The following is a 16,700-nucleotide window of genomic DNA, read 5'->3' on the forward strand; positions in this document are numbered from 1 at the left end:
CTGTATACTGTTAAAGTGCATTAAAGATTATTGTCCGAAGCCAATATTGCCTTTTTTGTCAGAAAGTTTTCTTTTGAAATCGATCATTCTCAGAGCTGTCACGGCTGCTTCAACGCCTTTATTCCCTAAATCCCCGCCGCTTCTTGCGATAGACTGTTCTTTGTTGTCATCCGTTAGTACACAGAAAATAGTAGGGGTGTCTGTAAGAACATTACAGTCTTTGATTCCCTGCGCTACTCCGGCACTTACAAAGTCGAAATGAGGAGTTTCGCCACGGATAATACACCCGATGGCAATTACTGCGTCATATTTTCTTTCTTTGCACAGCTGCATGCTGGCATAAGTAAGTTCAAAAGCGCCCGGAACCGGGAAAAGTTTAATGTTTTCTGGTTTTACTCCTTCTTTTTCAAGAATTTCCAAAGCTGCATCACGAAGATTGTAAGTTACAAAATCATTCCACTCAGAAAAAACAATGCCGATAGAAAAATCTTCGGCATTGGTTATATGAAGTGGCTTGTAATCGGAAAGATTAACTGTTGCCATTATTTAAAAATATTTAGTCATTTCAATATAAGAATCAGACATTCCGTTGTCGTAGTCCTGATATTTCTCGTCAATTGCAGAGAAGTATTTCTTAGCTTCCGCATTTTTCTTTAATCCTAATGCTAAAATACCTGCTTTTCTTGTGAAATAGTAAGTAGTATAAGGATCATCAGAAGCAGTTGATGCTTTGTCCAGTAAAGATAAAGCTTCATCATTTTGGTTAAGACCTGATTTAGCATCTGCCATAGCACCGTATTTCAATGCCATTAATGTTTTGTTAGCAGATGAAAATTTGTCCAAAAGATCGTAAGCTTCCTGGAATTTTCCAGCTTTGAATTTTAATAAACCTGCATTGTAAGCAGAAAGTTCACCAACCTTTGTGTTTGAATATTCGTTATATGTTCCTAAAAAACCTGGATTTGCTGCAGAATTTCCTCCCAAAGCTTCTTTGTCTTTCCCTTCGGTCTGGTTTTTTTGAGCAGCAAGGAAACTTTTTACAGCTTCAACATTCTGAGGAGCTACTACAAATTGTTTGTAAGCAAAGAATCCTAAAACACCTAAAACCAATACCCCAAATACAATACCCAATTGCTTTGAATATTTTTCAAGGAATCTTTCAGTGTTTAATGCCTCTCTGTCAAGGTCTTTAAAGAACTCAACCGTTTCTTTACCTTCTTGCTCGTTCTGAGCATTCTTTCCCAATTTTGCCATAAATTCTTAAAAATTGAACTGCAAATTTAATTGTTTCTGAATGATTTACAAAATACTTTGTGAGTATTATTAATGAAATGTTGTGAATTGTTGACCGGGTACGGTGAATTTATTAAAAAGGATGCTTCGGCTCCGCTCAGCATGACATTTCTAATATTATAATCTTATTTTAAAATGGATAAAAAAGATGGCTTTAAAGATGTCATGCTGAGCGGAGCCGAAGCATTTTTATATTCTTTAGAATTAAAATTCTAAAATATGGTAAATCTCTGCATTGAATTTTTTCAGTTTTTCATCTCCGTTCAAACCTTTCAGGCCAATAAGAAAACTGAATTGTGAAACGGTTGCCCCTTGTTTTTCCACAAGTTTTGCCGCAGCTTCTGTAGTTCCGCCTGTTGCCAGCAAATCGTCATGGATCAGAATTCTCTGTCCCGGCTTTATCTGCCCTTCACGGGTTTCTATGACAGCACTTCCATATTCCAGATCATAATTTTCTGAAATAATGGGTGGCGGGAGTTTTCCTGCTTTTCTGATTAAAATGAATGGAACTTCAAGTGCTACCGCAATGGCAATTCCAAAGAGGTAGCCTCTGCTTTCAATTCCGCATACGGCATCTACTTTTCCCTTGCTGAAAGTAACGAGGTCTGCAATGACTTCTTCATATAGCTTTGGGTTCAGGAAAATGGGTGAAATATCCTTAAACTGAATTCCCGGGATAGGAAAGTCAGGAACATTTTCAATGGTTTCTTCCAGTTTTTTAATCAGTTCTTGTGAAGCCATTATGGGTTGATTTTATAGCTGGAAATTTTCCAATCTCCGTTTACATTTTTAAGTCCGAAAGTAACCTTTAAAGAAGTAGTTTTTCCGTTCTTGTCTGTTACATCATAGGTTGCATTTACACTGGCTCCATTGGCCGTTGTTCCGTTGGTTGTAATGTTTTTTACACTTACATTTTTCACCGATCCGAAGCCTGAAGTAGGATTGGAGAATGATTCATAGCTTCCCCAGCTTGGATTGCTGGAAGCATCATATGCTGCCTTAAGGTTTTGTGAACTTACGCTGCTTAAGAATTTACTTACTGTATTTTTAGGGTCTGCTGCCGGCTGTTTTGGGGCGGCAGGAGTAGTTGCAGCAGCGTTTGGATCTGCAGGTGTTGTTGGAGCAGCTGTAGGATTATTAGGGTCAATTACAGCATTAGGATCCTGCGTAACAGCTGTTGAATCAGTTTTAGGTGCAGCAGGTACTTTTAAAGCTGATGCATTTACATCAAGTCCGATTTTGGACATTTTGAATGTCTTAGCTGTGGTTTTTACTGAAACGGTGATATCAATTTTTCCATCTACCACTTTAGCGGCAGGAATTGAAGAGAATTTTAAATTGAATCCTTTAAAGTTATTATCCTGCATAAGGTTTTTAGCTGTAGAAAGCTTTACTCCGTTGCTGAACACTTCTAAAGTAGCTTCCAGACCGGCTCCTGTAAATGATACAGGGTTCCCTGCAGTATCTACAAGCCTTGGTACCACCTGAATAGCTGTAGGTGCTCCGGTGCCGTCATCGCCGGTAGGTCTGGTGATAATGCTTAATGAATTTGCTTTTACATCATTAGGGTCGGTTTCTTTAGCCTTATCATCGCCGAAGATATTCATCTCTCCAAGAGAAGGAGGAGCTGTACTGGCCCATTCAATTCCGTTTTTCTGTGCCACTTCATCAGCCATGGCAAGGATTTCAGGAACTTTTTTCCCGTCAATCAGCTTTCCAAGGGCTTTCAGTTCTTCCACATCGCCGTCTGCTTCTACCCCAAACGTCTTTAGAATGTAAAGCGCTTCGTTGAACTTGATCTGTTTAATGGTTGAAAGGCTGGAAGTCATGTCATTGATACTTGACTGCAGCGTTTTAGTATTCGTAGCATCTACATGATCCTTCTTGCATGCCGTAAAAAGCAACAGACTGAAAACAAGTAGAAAAGAAAACTTTTTCATTTTAATTGGGTTTGCTACAAATTTAATAAAACCTTTATTAATAGTAAGTTTTTATTTCTCTTTTGTTCGGGATAAAAATTATTTATAGGATAAGGCTAAGCTTCTGTTAGTCCGGAAACACCGTTAATTTCCGGCTTTGTTTTGCTGTTCTTTCAGATCATCTTTAAAAAATGAACTGAAAATGGTCTGCATATTGGGGAAAGAAGATTCCTGCCAGTATTTTGTTTTGTAATTGCTGTTGTCTTTGTCAAATTTTACTTTTTCTAAATCGTCATCGTTACTGAAATTAAGTTCTGTAGGATAAAAGTTATTGTAGAGGATGATCTGGTTATAATCCGGCTCACTTTTATGTTTGAGTTTTACAAAAGCAACCTCATTATATTCAAGGAAGTCTTTCAGGGTTTTTTCTGAATTTTTTTCGAAAGACATATTCAGGATAGTACGGATATCAAAAAACCTGAAGCCAAATAAAGAAAACTCTTTCTCCTGAAGGGCAGCCCCTGATACTTCGATTTGGTCCCTGCTAGCTCCTTTTAGTTCTTTGATGGTATTTCTTTTGGTTTTATATTCTTCCGGATTTCCAACATTTTTTAGTTTGGGAAGCTGTAAAGAAGTGCCGTAATCCCATGTTGAGGTCTGCTTTTTCTCATTTTTGATTTCTAATCTGAAAACCCGGTATTGCTCAACGTTGGTACTTTTCAGCTTTTTGGTTTTATTATCAAAAACATAAGAAACTATTCCGTCCGTGTAGCCGTTTAGCTTATTGTTTACCGTTACATACGCGTTAAAATTCCCTTTGATGATAATGTATTTTGCCGGTTTGGTATTCCTGATGACCACGGTTTCTATTTCTTTAACCTGATCATTAATTTTAATGATATCCTGGTTAAGCTCCGAATAGGAGAGAAGGGCAACGGGAAAATTATTGTATACCAGCTGGAATTTTTCCTTGGAAGGAGATAGTGCCTGCTTATCAATTTTGCCGTCAATATCGGAAAAAGCGAGAATGCTTCCGTCATTCCCAAATACAGAAACTTTAGGTAAAGGTTTGTTCGTTTGCTCGGAAACAAAAGTTATGCTTTGTGCCGGAATAAAATTTAGTAGGAAAACAAACAGGAGGCTGATAAGATAATTTCTTTTCATATTATTATTTTTTGATTAAAATAATTCACGGGGTCTCATTATAAAGACACAGAAAACTGAAAATGGTTGCCTGAAGAATTTATAATATTCACTTATCTGCACAAAAAAAGACTGATCATTACAATCAGTCTTTTTATTTTATATCTGTTATAAGTCCTTAGAAAGGATACTCATAAATTTCAGATTCGTGTAAGAATGGGTTTCCTGTAGGAATAAGCTTCAGTTTAGATAAAGCAGTTAATACAGTAAACATAAATAATCCTGCTACGAATAGAACAGCTCCTGCAATTAACAGGAATACTTCAGGCGTTTTCCAGTAAGGTCCTACCGTTCCCGGCATAACCATATTGAAGTAATCTAAAAGGTGACCTAAGATAACTACTACAGCCATTGTTGTTACTACTTTGTAGTTTCTCTTGATGCTGCTGCTTACTAATACCAATAAAGGTAATAAGAAGTTGATGATCAACATCGGTAAGAATGTAGGTCCGTAGTGCTGGAATCTTCCAAAGAAGTAGTTAACCTCTTCCGGAACGTTCGCGTACCAGTAAAGCATGAACTGTGCAAACCATGTATACGTCCAAAGCATACTTGTAGCGAAAAGGAATACTCCTAAATCGTGTAAGTGGTTATCATTGAACTGAGGTAAGAAACCGTTTTTCTTCAGGTAAACACTTAGAAGGATGATCACAGCGATACCACTTGAAAGGCAGCTAACCATTGAATACCAGATATACATTGTAGAATACCAGTGAGGGTCAATAGACATCAACCAGTCCCAAGCCCATGCAGCAGAAGCAAATCCAAAGAATGCAATATATCCTACCGCCCATCTGTAAAGCATCTGATAATCTACTTTAGATTTGGTCTCGTCTACTTTTTTAGACTGAGCTTTAAGTTTCCATGCGAAGAAAGAAGCGCCGATCACATAGATCAAAGTTCTGATCGCATAGAAAGGAATATTTAAGAATCTTTTCTTTTCGAAAAGGATCACATCAAAGTGTGCAGAGTTAGGATCTGTCAATTCAGGATCCATCCAGTGGAATAAGTGGCCATTGTGAGTGATATTCAATATCATCAGAATAACCAGGATTGCACCACCATATGGGATATAAGAAGCAATGGCTTCCATTACTCTTGTAATAATAATAGGCCAACCTGCGTGGGCAGCGTGCTGAATACAGTAAAAGAATAATACAGCACAGCTAATTCCAAAGAAAAATACTGCTACAAAGTGCAGCGATGCCAGTGGCTGGTTGTGAACCTGAAGTTCTGCATGCTCTAAATGAGCTGCATGGTCCTGAGGTCCTACCATTTCACTGGAGTGTGTAGGGGCAGTATGACCGGAAGCGTGAACCGCTTCCATCATGTGCTCTATTTTTTCAGTGGAAAGTCCTTTATTCATAAAGAAACCGATAGCAAATAGAACTAAACCTACAACAAGAAGGATTATAGAAGTTGATTTTAATTTTGGTGAAAAACTATACATTTCTTTTCTTATTTTTTAGTTTCGGTAGTAGTCTCTTTTGCATCTGCGGCCGGTGCTGGTGTAGCAGCTGCCGTTGTAGCTGCTGCAGGTGCTGCCGCTGCTTTTTTAAAGGCACTCATTACATACATTGCTACTCTCCATCTGTCACCAGCGTTAAGCTGTCCAGCATAAGATCCCATTGCATTTCTACCGTTAGTTAATACATAATGAACAGATCCTACAGTAATCTCTCTGTCAGCATAGTTTGGTACACCAGAGAAAGCTCCGCTCTGTACAATCGGACCTTGCCCATCACCACCAGTTCCGTGACATGCGGCACAAGTGTGGTCAAACAAGATTTTCCCTCTTTCAATATCTTTGGCAGCATTCGCTGGGTTAAGAGGTGATGTTGTCATTGTTTTAGAAGCGTCATAACCAGCGTTATATTCATCTACATTTTTAGGCAGAAGGCTTTCTTCAAAGATTCCGTCTTTATTCTGAGCAACTGATCCTTCTACCGGAGCAAGACCTGTTGCAAAACTATTTTTAACGAAAGCAGGAATTTCATTTTCATGATCAGAGTATGCATCCTGAGCTTTCATCAATGGATCGTAGGCTACCGGAAAGTACATATCAGGGAAATATACCAATGGTGTATTTTCTTTTGGTCCGCAAGAATTAAGTAAAACCGTTGTTAAACCTAAAACAGCTGTAATTTTTAATACATTCTTTTTCATTTTAAGCATCTTTAACAGTTATTTCTTCAACTCCGGTTTCAATCAGCAACTGTTTTACAGACTCTACGTCATCAGTTACAAATTCCATCATGAATTTATCATCAGTAGTTCTTGGATCAGGATTCTGAGCCGGAGCTCCAGGATACATTTTGTTTCTAACAAGGAAAGTCAATGACATCATGTGAGCTGCGCAGAATACCATTAATTCAAACATTGGAACTACGAATGCAGGCATGTTGTGTGCCCAGTCAAAAGCAGGTTTACCACCAATGTTTTGAGGCCAGTCGTGATTCATCACATACCAGGTTACAGTAGCACCAATGGTAACTCCGTAAAGGGCGTAGATGAATGCGGCATCAGAAATTCTAGTTTTCTTTAACCCTAAAGCTTTATCAAGTCCGTGAACCGGGAATGGAGTATAAACTTCGTTTATTGCAATCCCTTTATCGTTGAATGCTTTAACGCCGTTCATTAAATCGTCGTCGTCAGCATAAAGTCCGTATACAATTTTAGTGGTGCTCATCTCCTTCTTTTGCTTTATAAGTTTCACCTGAAATTTTCAGAATCGATTTTAATTCAGCCTGTGCAATTACAGGGAACGTTCTTGCGTATAATAAGAATAATACAGAGAAGAATCCGATAGTTCCTAAGTATACACCCACATCAATGATGGTTGGTTTAAACATAGTCCAAGATCCAGGTAAGTAGTCTCTTGAAAGGTTGATAACGATGATATCGAAACGCTCAAACCACATACCGATGTTGATGATCAATGCAACGATGAAAGTCCAGATAATATTCGTTCTCAATCTCTTGAACCAGAATGAAGCAGGAATTACAAGGTTACAGATGATCAATGACCAGAATGCCCACCAGTAAGGTCCTACGGCAGCACCCGGAGAAAGATATGTAAAGTCTTCAAATCTCGAACCTGAGTACCATCCGATGAAGTATTCAGTAGCATAAGCCACAGTTACCATACCTCCTGTAAGGATGATTACGATGTTCATGATTTCGATGTGATACATAGTGATGTATTCTTCAAGGTGACAAACTTTTCTTGCTACAAGCAATAGGGTCTGTACCATTGCAAATCCTGAGAAGATCGCACCGGCAACGAAGTAAGGAGGGTAGATTGTAGAGTGCCATCCTTTAATAACCGAAGTTGCGAAGTCAAAAGATACGGTAGTGTGTACCGAGAATACAAGTGGAGTAGCCAAACCTGCAAGAACCAAAGAAAGTTCTTCGAATCTCTGCCAGTGTTTTGCTTTACCACCCCATCCGAATGCAAGGAATGTATAAATTTTTCTAGTCCAAGGAGTTTTAGCTCTATCTCTGATCATTGCAAAGTCAGGGATTAGTCCCATGAACCAGAATACTGTTGATACCGAGAAATACGTAGAGATTGCAAATACGTCCCAAAGTAGAGGAGAGTTGAAGTTCCCCCAAAGAGAACCGAACTGGTTTGGTAAAGGGAATACCCAATATCCTACCCAAACTCTACCCATGTGGATTACAGGGAAGATGGCTGCCTGTACAACCGCAAAGATCGTCATCGCCTCTGCAGATCTGTTTACAGACATTCTCCAACGCTGTCTAAATAATAATAATACTGCGGAGATTAGGGTCCCGGCGTGACCGATACCTACCCACCATACGAAGTTGGTAATATCCCAACCCCAGTTAATAGTTCTGTTAAGCCCCCATGCTCCAATACCTGTTCCGATAGTATAAGCGATACAGCCAAATCCGTAGATGAATAGAACTAAGGCTGCATATAGTGAAATCCACCATAGTTTACCTGCTCTTTCTTCGATAGGTCGTGCAATATCTTCTGTGATATCGTGATAAGTTTTGTGACCAATAATTAGAGGTTCCCTTATCGGAGCTTCGTAATGTCCTGACATTTTTTACCTATTTATTATTTAAACTTTATTTTTCTACTCTGTTTCTTACTTTAGTATGATAGAACACGTTTGGTTTTGTTCCGATCTCTTCCAGTAAGTAATATCTTCTGTTAGATGCATACTGCTCTCTGATTGAAGAATCTTTATCATTCATGTCTCCAAATGTCAATGATCCTGTAGAACAAGCTTTAGAACAAGCTGTCTGGAATTCTCCATCCTTCACTTTTCTTCCTTCTTTCTTAGCCTCAAGAATAGTATTCTGAGTCATTTGGATACACATTGAACATTTCTCCATTACCCCTCTAGTTCTTACAACTACATCCGGGTTAAGTACCATTCTACCTAAATCATTGTTCATGTTGAAATCGAACTTATCATTCAGGTTATAAGTAAACCAGTTGAAACGTCTTACTTTGTACGGACAGTTGTTTGCACAATATCTTGTACCGATACATCTGTTGTAAGCCATGTGGTTCTGACCTTGCTTACCGTGTGAAGTAGCCGCTACCGGACATACAGTTTCACAAGGAGCGTGGTTACAGTGCTGGCACATTACCGGCTGGAAGATCACATCCGGATTGTCTGCAGGGTGGTTTAATGCACCTCCGTCTCCGAATGCTGTACCGTACAATTCCGGTACTGCCATTCCTTCTTTCAATCCTTCGTATACTTCTACTTTCTGTCTTGAAGAATAGTAACGGTCAATTCTTAACCAATACATATCTCTTGACATTCTGATTTCTTTCTTACCTACAACAGGAACGTTGTTTTCTGCCTGACAAGCAATGATACATGCTCCACAACCTGTACAAGAGTTCAGGTCAACAGAAAGGTTGAAGTGAGGTCCGTCCGTATCATCGAAAGCATCCCAAAGGTCAATCTTTCTTGCAGGAAGGGCTCCACTGATGGTGTGGTACTCCAAAGGCTTGTTCCATCCTTTGTGTTCATCATCAAATGCAACGTTTAAGAATTCTGCCAAAGGAACTTCTTTAGCGATTTCGTAACGTCCCATCAGGGTATTTTGTAACTGGATACCGGCGAATTCGTGATCTTCTCCTGTTTTTTCGATTTTAACTCCTGAAACAACTAAGTTAGAACCGTCAAATAAAGGATAAGCGTTCACTCCGGTATCGGCAGTAGCTCCTGAATCTTTTTTACCGTATCCAAGCGCAAGACCTACAGATCCTTCTGCCTGTCCCGGCTGGATGAATACAGGAACATCTTTTATTGTTACTCCGTTTACAGTAAGGTTTACGATAGAACCGTCCAGCTGCATTCTTGCATTAAGATCGTTATCGATAGCAAACTTTTCTGCATCTTTTGGAGAAATAGTCAGATAGTTATCCCAAGACATTCTTGTGATAGGATCCGGTAATTCCTGAAGCCAAGGGTTGTTGGCCTGGGTACCGTCACCCATTGAAGGCTTGGTGTATAATACCAATTCTAATTCTGAAGGCTTGAAGCTTCCTAATTCAGCAATAGCCTGAGTTGCATTACCTCCTGCATATGACAGTGAAGTTGCATTGCTTGAAGTAGTGAAACCGTTATATAAAGCTTTGTTAAAAGAAGTACCTCCTAAAATAGAAGCTGCACTCGCTTTCAGATAATCATAATAATTGTTGGCAGCATTGTTTTTACCATTCTTCCAAACCAATAGGGATTCTTCGATCTGTCTTGATTTGTAGATTTTCTGGATGGTAGGCTGCATTAATGAATAGGCTCCTGTCTGAGGTTCAATATCACCCCAAGACTCTAACCAGTTAGCTACAGGAATTACAGCTTTCGCTGCTTTGTACATTTCATTTTTCTTATCAGCTACAGCTACTACACAAGCAACTTTAGCTAAAGATTTTTTGAAATCTTCTCCTTTCGGGTGAGAGTAGATAGGGTCTACATTGTTTGCGATCAATACGCCAACCTGACCTGCATTTACCCATCCTAAGAATTCCTCGTATCTTGCTTTATCAAATTCTTTAAGGAAGTTAGCTTTACCTGTGAAAGCTACTGATCCTAATTTTTGGTTGATTAAGTGTGCCAAAACCTGTGCTCCTTTGGAACCGTCAGCAAAAACAACAGCTTTGCTGCCTTTTGCTTTAAGTTCAGCTGCAATTTCAGAAGCGGTTTTATCAGAAGTACCTCCTCCTACGATTGCGTTGTAAACTTCAACTAAAGTTTTGTTTACTGCACTTGGCTTTAATCTGTATCTTGAGTCAGCATTAGCACCTGTTAATGACATGTTGGATTCCACCTGAATGTGTCTCAACATGTTTGCTCCTGGCTTTCTTGCTGCTGCGTAAGATGTTTCTAAGCTTGCCGCGTTGTAATCTCCTAAGAAATCTGCCTGGAAAGAAACTACCAATTCTGAACCTTTAAGGTCGTAAACCGGTAATGCTCTCTGTCCGAATACTTCCTGAGCTGCATCTAAAGCTGCAGAGTGAGGATAAGCATCATACGTTACAAGTTCAGCAGTAGGGTATTTAGCTTTGAATTCTGCAAATAGCTTTTTGAAAGTAGGGGAAGGTAAAGAGTGTGACAAAAGCACGATTTTTTTACCTGCTGCATTGGCATCTGCCAGACCTTTAAGAACAAAACTGTCTACTTTATCGAAAGTTTCGTCTTTACCATCTAGTTTAGGCTGCTTTACTTTATCGTTATCATAAAGAGAAAGTACACTTGCCTGAGCTCTTGCGTTCGTTTTTCCCAAGTCACCTGCTGTAGGGTTTGGTTCTATTTTGATAGGTCTTCCTTCACGGGTCTTTACTAAAACGCTGGCGAAGTCGAATCCGTCAAAATATGTTGAAGCGTAATAGTTCGGAACCCCGGAATAATGTCATGTGGTTTTACCACATAAGGAATCGTTTTGATTACCGGTGCTTCACAGGCAGCTAATGTTACTGCTGCCGTAGAGAATCCTAATATTTTTAAGAAATCTCTTCTTGAAGTACTGGATCCGTTCTGTTCAGCATCTCCAAGGAAATCTTCTACCGGAATTTCTTCCTGAAACTCTTTCTGAGCCAGCTTGTTGTTCAAAGCCGGATCTTTAAGTTCATGAATACTTCTAAATTGTATTTTGTTTGAAGCCATTTATACTTCTAATTTTTTAGTTATTAATAATGACATTTACCACACTCAAGACCTCCAATTGCATCTACAGTGATCTTACCGCCATCCTTAGGATATTGTTTTTTCAACTTGTCATGTAGATTCTTGAAGTATTCTTTATTATAACCGTTGTTCATATCAACCTCAGTAGTTCTGTGGCACTCGATACACCATCCCATCGTGAAGTCATTAGCCATCTGAACAACATTCATTGTATCAATTTTTCCGTGACAAGCTTTACATACAACATCAATTTTGTTGTTAGGATTCTTTTTGTTGAAAGAATTGATGATGGCTTGCTCCCCAGCAATTACGTGCTGAGAGTGGTTGAAGTACACGAAGTCTGGCATGTTGTGGATTCTGGTCCATTCAACCGGCTGTGTTTTTCCAGTGTACTGCTGTTTTGCAGGATCCCAGCCAGTAGCTGCGTAGATCTTCTGGATTTCACCGTCGTAGAATGCTTTATCTTTTCCTGGCTCCATGTAGTGATCTGCATTGTACTCAGAAATAGTTCTGTGACAGTTCATACACACGTTCATGGAAGGTATTTCGGATACTTTTCCGTATTTGGCACTGGAGTGACATAGCTGACAGTCGATTTTCTGTTCTCCAGCGTGAATTTTGTGAGAGAAGTAGATAGGCTGTTCCGGCTTATATCCTTTGTAAACCCCGATCCACATGATCCAGTTCCAAACTCCATAAGCGGCAAGAAGGGCAAGGATACCCAGGATTGCTTTACCTACATAATGGTATTTCTCATAGATTTCACTGAAAGACTTCACTCTTGTTTCGTTCAGTCCTGCAAGGTCTTCAGACTGGCCTAATTTAACCAATTGTCTCAGTTTAATTAAGATCCAAACCAATAAACCTGCTATTGCAATAAGTGAAATGATTACAACGCTTGTTGTGGTATTGTTTGCCGGTGCTACTGATGTTGCCCCTACACCTGTAGTTGCTTTATCGTCAGTTTTGGCTGGCTCGGGAGCCGGAGGATTAGTTGTAAAAGCTAAAATGTCGTCGATGTCCTTATCGGTAAGGTTCGGAAACTGCAACATTTCAGTTTTATTAAACTTTTCAAAAATCTCATTGGCGTATTTGTCCCCAGAAGCTCTAAGAGCTTTGTTGTCTTTGATCCACTTGTGAAGCCAATCTTTGTCTACACCTCCTTCTGTCTTTACTCGTTCTACAACCCCTTTCAAAGGAGGTCCTATTACTTGTTTGTCCAGCGCGTGACATGCAGTACAATTCGCTTTGAAAAGTTTTTCGCCGTTTTTAGGATCGCCGTCTTGCCCGTAAATTGAAGCACTGGTTGATAGCAATAAGCCTATCGCGATCAACGTTTGTTTATAATGCTTTCTCCAACTAATCATTTAAATTATCTTATGTTAGTAAAATATTGAACCAATCAATTCCGCAAAAATAATATTTTTAACAGGAATTTAACGGTATATGGAAAAGGGAAAATATCATTTAAGTTTAATTTGTATTGATTCTAAATAGTGTTGTTTGGTATAATTTTTTAATTTGTATAAATTTGCGGAAACAAGTTTAAATGAGAAATTTAATCAAAATATTTTCAATATTATCGTTATTTGGGTTTTATCGTATTGAAGCCCAGCAGGTTGTTCAAAGGGATACTCTTTCGGGAACGGAGCTTATTATGACTATGGACCCTAAAGTAAGTGCTGCTTTGGAAGGAATTGAAGGGAAATGCTCCAAAACAACCGGTGGTAATTCGGTAAGAGAAAATAATACGGACAGTGGAATTGTGAGTGCACCAAAACCTCCGAAGATCTATGTTCCGAGCAGGGAACTTACGAATGCGGAAATCTGTCGTAAAAATCCAAGGATTTTAGGGTTTAAGATCCAGATCACAACGGTGAAAAGCAATGAGGAGGCTAATGAGGTGAAATCTTACTTCAGAAAAAGATTCCCGAACCTGAAGGTGGAAACGGATGCTTCTTTAAGACCTAATTACAAAATTCTTGCAGGAAGCTACTTTACAAAACAGAGCGCTGCTTCTGACCTTTCCAAAATAAGAGAATACTTTAAATCTGCGATCGCTGTACAGTACAGGATTTTCTGTTCTGAAGCGAAATAAGGATTTAGACAAAATATAAAAGCAAAGCTGAGAATTTTCTCAGCTTTTTTTATTGATAGTAATTTTCCAGAAACTGGAAAAAATCCGACATTCTGAAAAGGTTATTAGCCAATAAAAAGACAAATAAAATGCCAGTCATTATCATCAGAAATGTAAAAGTTCCCGGTTTTGACCTGTAGGCGTAAAACAGCCATCCTAAAAGAATCGGATATACAAAAACAAAGTGGCCTCCATAAATGTACGAGGTATGAAGTCCGAACCTCATCACACAATGAATCACAATGTCAATCAGAAATGAAATCGCAATAATCTGCACCAGCCTGTTCCTGAAGTTTTTCAAATAACTCCACAAAATCAGGATTAACAGTATGATAACAAAAGCGTAGCAAAAAGCAGATGAATAAGGCTCCATGAGAAGACCCTTGAAATCAAATCCTTTCATATTATGCTTATCCGTTGTCATAAAGCTCGGAAACAAAATACTGCCTCCGAAAAAATAAGAAAGCATCATGTCCCAGTCGGGAATTGATTCCACATTCGAGAATTTTTCATACTGCTGGTTGGTCTTTGAGAAGATATTTTCATATTTGAAATCGATCCGGAGCAGATAGAGAAACACAAAGCAGGCTGTGGTAAGCACGACGCGGAAAACAGCATTTCCCAATTTTTTCCAGCTTCTGAAAAGGTCTTTTTCAAATAATACAGGCATAAAAACTTTACTCAGGTTGGTGATGGTAATGCCTCCAATGGAGATTCCGGCAAGGACTAAAGCGGATCCCGGTATTTTTTCATTCTTTTTAAGCTTTACGGCTGCGTAGTAATTGTAAATACTGAGCAAAAGAAGGGTGTAAGTAAAATTTTCCGGAGTAAAAGAAAGGATAACAGGAGTAGAAAACGTTCCAAAAAACAAAACAAGCAATACAGCAACTTTCAACGGCAGTTGTATGATGTTTCTGAGGTATTTGAAAATCTGTAAAATACATAAACTTATTGCCATATTACTCAACCATGCAAGAGTAAGCCTAAATGTAGCATCCATTTTCCCGCCTGACATAAAAAGTGAAAACTCTCTGATCCAGTTGAAAAAATAATAGGCGAGAGGATGTCTTTCAAAACTTCCGCCGGACATTACGATGGCTTTATTGTCAAAACTGAAATAGGCATCCCAGGGAATCCGGATGTCGAAAATGATGCGGTAATGAAGTGCTATATAGGTGCCTAATGTTCCGTAAGAAATCAGAAATAACAGAAAGACAGCAAGTTCTGTATAGGAAGCCGGAAACAGCTGCTTTAAAAGGGCTATAAGTTTTGCTTTAATTAAAGACACGGTTAATTTTTTACAAAAATAGAATAAAAAAACTCACCGGATCCGATGAGTTTAATATTATCATATTCTTAATTGCTATGAGCTGCAGGATAAGGTAGAGCATCCGGTGGTATCATCATAGGTTGAAGGGCGTTTTGCCGAAAACTCAGGAAATAACTCTTCATAAGGATTTTCTAAGGCACGGGTAAGCTTTTCAAGCATTTCAGTTTTCCCGACGTTGATTTCTTCTATACATTGATAGAGAAGATAATTCCTCAGTGTAAATTTCGGATTGGCATGTTTCATCAGGGATAACGATTCTTCCTTTGAAATGGTATTGGACGATAATCTGGCATCATAGCTTTTCACAAAATCTTCCAGCTTTCTTAACTTCTCTTCGTTTAATACGGAATAGGAAATGTTTTCAAAAAGACTTCTGATGTCACTGTTTTCATTTAATTTTTCCAACCGATTGAAAAATAAAGTATAATCCAGATGGAGTTCCTGCATTAATCCCTGCCAGTTGGTAAAAAATTCTTCATCACTCTCTCTGAGTTCATCAAAACCGAATTTTTTGCAGAGCATTTTGTCATGAGCTTCCCAGAAGTAGGTCCCGTAATGATTTAATGTATCCTCTAAAAATTTTTCATCTTTAATAAGCGGATGAAGGGCATTCGCAAGCTGCCAAAGGTTCCACTGGGAAATCTGGCCCTGTTTTCCGAAGGCATATCTTCTTCCGGGAAGGTCAGTGGTATTCGGGGTGAAGTTCAGATCATACTCATCCATCATTGAATAAGGACCGTAATCGATAGTTAAGCCTAAAACGGACATATTATCGGTATTCATAACCCCATGAACAAATCCTATGCGGAACCATTCAACCATAAGATCTGCTGTTCTGGTGCATATATTTTTAAAAAAGTCTTTGTATTTCTGATCGCCGTCCGAAGTGATTTCGGGATAGTAGTTTTCGATGGTAAAATCTGAGAGGTCCTGCAACGTATTGTATTCTCTCTGGGCAGACATCAGTTCGAAGTGCCCGAAACGTAAAAAGCTTTCAGCGGTGCGGATTACCACGGCACCTTTCTCCAGCTGCGGATTTCCGTTATACATCATATCTCTTACCACATCTTCACCGGTAAAGGCAAGGCTTAAAGCTCTGGTAGTAGGAACTCCCAGGTGATACATGGCCTCACTCATCAGGTATTCACGTACAGAAGATCTCAGTACGGCTCTTCCGTCTGCATGCCTGGAATAAGGAGTTGCTCCAGCGCCTTTCCATTGGATTTCTGTTTTTTTTCCGTCTTTGCTGATGATTTCTCCGGCAAGGATGGCTCTTCCGTCTCCGAGCTGTCCTGCCCAGTTTCCAAACTGGTGGCCGGCATAGGCGGTGGCATAGGTCTTTATATTTTCAGGGAGGTGGTTTCCTACGAGAAAATCCAAGTCTTTTTCTTCATATTTTCCCAGTCCTATCTCTTCAGACAGGGATTCATTAAAGGCAATAAGTTTTGGTCCGTCAAAACCTGCCGGCTTTACAGTTGCAAATAAAACTTTTGGGGTATTTCTCTGCATGGTGTTACCGGAGAGGTCTCCCGGAAATATATCGGTAAAAGGTTGTGTGATCTGTTCAATATTCATAGGTCAAAGGTATTAATTATAAAAGAAAAGACCTTTCAGATTGTTGAAAGGTCTTGTGTATTTGT

At 39.1% G+C, this 16,700-nt stretch carries 13 protein-coding genes and 1 pseudogene; 1 reads left to right on the forward strand and 13 read right to left on the reverse strand.

Annotated elements, in window-relative coordinates; genetic code table 11:
- Positions 1-27: 27 nt before the first annotated feature.
- The 11 genes and pseudogenes from ribH to N4G44_RS03035 all read right to left on the reverse strand — a co-directional run bounded on the left by ribH (position 28) and on the right by N4G44_RS03035 (position 12,960).
- Positions 28-543 (reverse strand): 6,7-dimethyl-8-ribityllumazine synthase, encoded by a 516-nt coding sequence (gene ribH, locus N4G44_RS02985; RefSeq protein ID WP_474924563.1) that lies wholly within the window; start codon positions 541-543, stop codon positions 28-30.
- Between the two features lie 3 nt (positions 544-546).
- Positions 547-1,254 carry a YfgM family protein gene (locus N4G44_RS02990; RefSeq protein ID WP_040993274.1) on the reverse strand — a complete coding sequence of 236 codons (708 nt, stop codon included), beginning with the start codon at positions 1,252-1,254 and terminating at the stop codon, positions 547-549.
- A gap of 243 nt (positions 1,255-1,497) precedes the next feature.
- A complete protein-coding gene (locus N4G44_RS02995) occupies positions 1,498-2,034 on the reverse strand; it encodes an adenine phosphoribosyltransferase (protein WP_474924564.1) in 537 nt (178 codons plus the stop codon).
- The gene (locus N4G44_RS03000) at positions 2,034-3,233 is read right to left on the reverse strand and encodes a hypothetical protein (protein WP_474924565.1); all 1,200 of its coding nucleotides are present in this window, start codon (positions 3,231-3,233) and stop codon (positions 2,034-2,036) included. Before N4G44_RS03000 ends, N4G44_RS02995 begins: the two co-directional genes overlap by 1 nt.
- A 123-nt stretch (positions 3,234-3,356) precedes the next feature.
- Complete coding sequence (locus N4G44_RS03005; protein ID WP_474924566.1) at positions 3,357-4,376, reverse strand: hypothetical protein; 1,020 nt, start codon at positions 4,374-4,376, stop codon at positions 3,357-3,359.
- Between the two features lie 157 nt (positions 4,377-4,533).
- On the reverse strand, positions 4,534-5,865 hold the full coding sequence (locus N4G44_RS03010) for a hypothetical protein (RefSeq protein ID WP_040993278.1): 1,332 nt from the start codon (positions 5,863-5,865) through the stop codon (positions 4,534-4,536).
- 8 nt (positions 5,866-5,873) lie between these two features.
- On the reverse strand, positions 5,874-6,590 hold the full coding sequence (locus N4G44_RS03015; protein ID WP_040993279.1) for a c-type cytochrome: 717 nt from the start codon (positions 6,588-6,590) through the stop codon (positions 5,874-5,876).
- Positions 6,583-7,104, reverse strand: a complete 522-nt coding sequence (locus N4G44_RS03020) for a DUF3341 domain-containing protein (protein ID WP_048501389.1) — start codon at positions 7,102-7,104, stop codon at positions 6,583-6,585. The genes N4G44_RS03015 and N4G44_RS03020 overlap by 8 nt, the downstream gene beginning before the upstream one ends.
- Positions 7,091-8,488, reverse strand: coding sequence for an NrfD/PsrC family molybdoenzyme membrane anchor subunit (gene nrfD, locus N4G44_RS03025; protein ID WP_048501388.1), 1,398 nt, complete (start codon positions 8,486-8,488; stop codon positions 7,091-7,093). Before nrfD ends, N4G44_RS03020 begins: the two co-directional genes overlap by 14 nt.
- A 25-nt stretch (positions 8,489-8,513) precedes the next feature.
- Positions 8,514-11,572, reverse strand: a pseudogene (locus N4G44_RS03030) (TAT-variant-translocated molybdopterin oxidoreductase).
- 23 nt (positions 11,573-11,595) lie between these two features.
- Positions 11,596-12,960: a c-type cytochrome gene (locus N4G44_RS03035; RefSeq protein WP_474924567.1), complete on the reverse strand. Its 1,365-nt coding sequence runs from the start codon at positions 12,958-12,960 to the stop codon at positions 11,596-11,598.
- A 182-nt stretch (positions 12,961-13,142) separates the two neighbouring features.
- Between N4G44_RS03035 and N4G44_RS03040 the strand changes: the two genes are divergently transcribed.
- Positions 13,143-13,691 carry an SPOR domain-containing protein gene (locus tag N4G44_RS03040; protein ID WP_474924568.1) on the forward strand — a complete coding sequence of 183 codons (549 nt, stop codon included), beginning with the start codon at positions 13,143-13,145 and terminating at the stop codon, positions 13,689-13,691.
- Between the two features lie 49 nt (positions 13,692-13,740).
- Here N4G44_RS03040 and N4G44_RS03045 read toward each other — a convergent pair whose 3' ends face one another.
- Both N4G44_RS03045 and N4G44_RS03050 read right to left on the reverse strand, forming a co-directional pair.
- Positions 13,741-15,018 carry a DUF6080 domain-containing protein gene (locus N4G44_RS03045; RefSeq protein ID WP_474924569.1) on the reverse strand — a complete coding sequence of 426 codons (1,278 nt, stop codon included), beginning with the start codon at positions 15,016-15,018 and terminating at the stop codon, positions 13,741-13,743.
- Positions 15,019-15,093: 75 nt separating this feature from the next.
- The gene (locus N4G44_RS03050; protein WP_474924570.1) at positions 15,094-16,635 is read right to left on the reverse strand and encodes a protein adenylyltransferase SelO; all 1,542 of its coding nucleotides are present in this window, start codon (positions 16,633-16,635) and stop codon (positions 15,094-15,096) included.
- Between the last annotated feature and the right edge of the window lie 65 nt (positions 16,636-16,700).

The organism is Chryseobacterium sp. GTID13 (genome assembly GCF_056172655.1).

What these genes read in the sequence shown, in the direction of transcription:
- N4G44_RS03040 (WP_474924568.1), top strand. Translation starts at nt 13,143, where the DNA reads ATGAGAAATTTAATCAAAATATTTTCAATATTATCGTTATTTGGGTTT.
- N4G44_RS03010 (WP_040993278.1), bottom strand. Translation starts at nt 5,865, where the DNA reads ATGTATAGTTTTTCACCAAAATTAAAATCAACTTCTATAATCCTTCTT.
- N4G44_RS03000 (WP_474924565.1), bottom strand. Translation starts at nt 3,233, where the DNA reads ATGAAAAAGTTTTCTTTTCTACTTGTTTTCAGTCTGTTGCTTTTTACG.
- N4G44_RS02990 (WP_040993274.1), bottom strand. Translation starts at nt 1,254, where the DNA reads ATGGCAAAATTGGGAAAGAATGCTCAGAACGAGCAAGAAGGTAAAGAA.
- ribH (WP_474924563.1), bottom strand. Translation starts at nt 543, where the DNA reads ATGGCAACAGTTAATCTTTCCGATTACAAGCCACTTCATATAACCAAT.
- N4G44_RS02995 (WP_474924564.1), bottom strand. Translation starts at nt 2,034, where the DNA reads ATGGCTTCACAAGAACTGATTAAAAAACTGGAAGAAACCATTGAAAAT.
- N4G44_RS03015 (WP_040993279.1), bottom strand. Translation starts at nt 6,590, where the DNA reads ATGCTTAAAATGAAAAAGAATGTATTAAAAATTACAGCTGTTTTAGGT.
- N4G44_RS03050 (WP_474924570.1), bottom strand. Translation starts at nt 16,635, where the DNA reads ATGAATATTGAACAGATCACACAACCTTTTACCGATATATTTCCGGGA.
- N4G44_RS03035 (WP_474924567.1), bottom strand. Translation starts at nt 12,960, where the DNA reads ATGATTAGTTGGAGAAAGCATTATAAACAAACGTTGATCGCGATAGGC.
- N4G44_RS03020 (WP_048501389.1), bottom strand. Translation starts at nt 7,104, where the DNA reads ATGAGCACCACTAAAATTGTATACGGACTTTATGCTGACGACGACGAT.
- N4G44_RS03005 (WP_474924566.1), bottom strand. Translation starts at nt 4,376, where the DNA reads ATGAAAAGAAATTATCTTATCAGCCTCCTGTTTGTTTTCCTACTAAAT.
- nrfD (WP_048501388.1), bottom strand. Translation starts at nt 8,488, where the DNA reads ATGTCAGGACATTACGAAGCTCCGATAAGGGAACCTCTAATTATTGGT.